The sequence below is a fragment of the uncultured Mucilaginibacter sp. genome, from assembly GCF_937859865.1.
Lineage (GTDB): Bacteria > Bacteroidota > Bacteroidia > Sphingobacteriales > Sphingobacteriaceae > Mucilaginibacter_A.
Genome location: NZ_CALMAT010000156.1, coordinates 47,901 through 48,794, shown reverse-complemented (window position 1 = coordinate 48,794; position 894 = coordinate 47,901). Strand labels below are relative to the sequence as shown.

The 894-nt window shown below is 44.0% G+C and carries 1 protein-coding gene; it reads right to left on the bottom strand.

What is annotated here, in order from left to right:
- The coding region (locus Q0192_RS17085) for a carboxypeptidase-like regulatory domain-containing protein (protein WP_299291394.1) at positions 1–615 on the bottom strand (615 nt) is incomplete at its 3' end.
- Positions 616–894: the final 279 nt, after the last annotated feature.

Here is an 894-nt window from a genome sequence, read left to right as displayed (position 1 = left end):
CCGGTTATCTCCGTTAGAGGCAAGCGCGCCTTGGCTTAACGCATCATTGTTAACGCGGATACCATCAACCACAAACAACGGCTGGTTGCTGCCGCCAATAGAAGTAATGCCCCGCAACACAATAGAGGCCGATGCGCCCGGCACTCCACTTGTACTGGTTACGGTAGCGCCTGCAATACGGCCTTGCAAAGCATTTACTAAGTTTTCGCGCTGGGTTTCTGCAATGGCAGCACCGGTAATGGTTTGGGTAGATGAGGTAAGGTCGCGTTTGCTCTGCTTAACGCCAAAACCAGTTACAACAGCTTCCTGTAATGTTCTTGTATCCTGTTTTAAGGATACATCAATGGTACTTGTTGTGCCAACCGGTATTTCCTGTGTTACCGTTCCAATAAAACTGAAAACCAGTGTTTGCCCACTACTGGCATTAATGGTGTAAATACCTTGCGGGTTAGTTTGTGTGCCCGTTGTAGTGCCTTTAATTTTTACGGAAACGCCTGGCAGCGGCAATCCATCTTCGGCAGCTACAACTTTCCCGGTGATGGTTTTGCTTTGCGCGATGGCTTGTGCCACGCAAAACACGATCCCCAGAAAAAATAAAAGTAAGTTTTTTTTCATAGTTGTTGGTTTGTTGATTGAACATTGGATAAGTAAAAAGAAGTTATGATGGACGAAAGACGTAATTGATAAACATGTATAAAAAAGCAAAAGCAATTAAAAATTTGGCTGGTTAAACGCCCTACTTTTAAGAAACACGGGTTTCAGCCACGCAATATAATGTACTTTCTTTTAATTTTCCTATCGTTTGTTTCTCCAACATCATTTTTTTATCGCCCGGGTTGTTTTTACCGCCCAAAACTAAACTTCCCCATCAGCACCGCCGGGTTTTGGTTGATT